At 63.8% G+C, this 1969-nt stretch carries 1 protein-coding gene and 1 pseudogene; both read right to left on the reverse strand.

All coding sequences use genetic code 11. From position 1 onward, the window contains the following. On the reverse strand, nt 1-931 hold a 931-nt coding region (locus tag AC4FAH_RS10960), incomplete at its 3' end, for a cation diffusion facilitator family transporter (protein ID WP_490246029.1). Nucleotides 932-1003: 72 nt separating this feature from the next. Beyond that, nucleotides 1004-1969, reverse strand: a pseudogene (locus tag AC4FAH_RS10965) (PhnE/PtxC family ABC transporter permease); the annotation flags it as partial.

The following is a 1969-nucleotide window of genomic DNA, read 5'->3' on the forward strand; positions in this document are numbered from 1 at the left end:
CCTGGCCGAGATGCGAGTCGTCTTCAGGATCGATGTGATAGAGCACATCACTGAGCTGGGGGAATTCGGCCTTGAGGCGAGCCACTGCATGATGACCGATGGCATGGCCTTCCGAGACGCTGATGCGTGGCGCGACCAGCAGGTGGACTTCCAGCACGATACGGCCGGCCAGCGTGCGGCTGCGCAGGTCATGCGCGCCACGCACCTCCGGCAGTGACAGCAAGCACTCACGCATGGCGTGTTGTTGTTCGCGTGGCAGGGCGGTGTCGATCAGTTCGCGCGAGGCCTCCCAGGCCAATGAGGCGCCGATCTTGCCTACCATGACGCCAACGACGACCGCCGCGATGCCATCCAGCCAGCTGGCCCCCAGCTGGGTACCGATCAGACCTATCAGCACCGCTACGGTGGAGAGTGCATCGCTGCGCGAGTGCCAAGCATTGGCCTCCAGCAGCTTGGATTTCTGCTTGCGCGCGATCTTGAGCGTGGCGCGAAAGATACCTTCCTTGCCGAGCAGCGAGATGATCGCGATGCCGATGCCCAGCGCGCCGGGCAGCGGAATGGTCAGTGAGCCGAACATTAGCTCCCAGCTGCGCAGAATGCCTTCCCAGCCAATGGCGCCCGCCACGGCCAGCAGCAGGCTGCCGAGCACCAGAGTGCCGAGCGTCTCGATGCGCTCATGCCCCCACGGATGTGAGCGATCCGGTGCCTGGCGGCCGTAGTGAGTCGCCACCAACACGAAGGCGTCTGTTACGAGGTCTGACAGGGAATGGATGCCATCGGCGATCAGTGCCTGTGATCCGACCAGTTTGCCGATGACGAGCTTCGCGACACCCAGCACGCCATCCAGCGCCGCGCCGATCAAGGTGATGCGCTGTGCTTCACGCTTGGCGCTTGCCGTGCTGGCGGCATCTGCGGGTGACGATTGAGGCATGGGAAGGCTCGCTCAAAGGGGAGTCGGGGCGTCATGAAGTCAGCGCTTACTCCTGCGTAGGCGGCTCAGGAGTCAGCGCACGCAGCTGTCTTCAGAGATCTCGCCGCTGGGGCGCAGGCGCCGCGCGAGGCTGTCAACGCCGATATTGAGTATGGCGGTGAGCACCAGCAAGGCAAATGCCTGATCAAACATCAGGTATTCGAAGCTCGAGTCGATATGGAAGCCCAGCGTCACCACCCCCAGCATGCCGAGAATGGCCGTCTCGCGAATGATGGTCTCGGCGCGGTAGAGCAGCAATGCGAACATGCCGGGGGCGACACGCGGGTTGAGCTCATAGAGCCAGCATTCGAACTTGCCCTGCGGGCGACTGGGCGGCAGCTGAATCTGGTTGGCATGATGAGCACACAGGAAGGCGATGATCGCGCCGTTGTGCAGCGCCAGCGCCAGCCAGGCGGGCAGCAGCGAGGGCCCCAACAGCAACAGCAGGATGAAGGCCAGAATCAGCTCCGGCGTGGTACGCAGGAAGATCAGCAGGCCGTTGGTCGAGTGTTGCGAGAGACGATTGCCCACATGACGGCTGGCCAGCGGCCACAGCAGCATGGCGATCAGCAGACTACCGGCGGTGCCCAGCAGGCCGAGCAGCAAGGTATTACCGATGGCGGGCAGCAGATCGGGCAGGTGGCTTGCCCACTGCAGCAGGCCTGTCGCGAGCTCGCCCGAGGTCAGTGACTCGAATGATGCATTGACCAGCGGCGCCGGCCAGATGTCATGACTGATGAAGCGCCACAGCAGGGTCGGGCTGACATCGGGCCATGGCCCCAGCCACCACAGGCTGGCGATGGCCAGTACCGGCAATACCCGACGGTGCCCCCACCATGGGAGCGTGGCGATCAGCAGATAGAAGATCCACAGCAGAGCGCCCGCCTCGGCGTAACGGCCCTCGCGAAAGGCGCTTTCCAGATAGAAGCCCAGCGTGGGCAAGCCGACGAAACCCAGCAGAACACTGGCGCGCAGTCCGCATTCGAAGCGATAGCGGGT

The organism is Cobetia sp. (assembly GCF_983723665.1).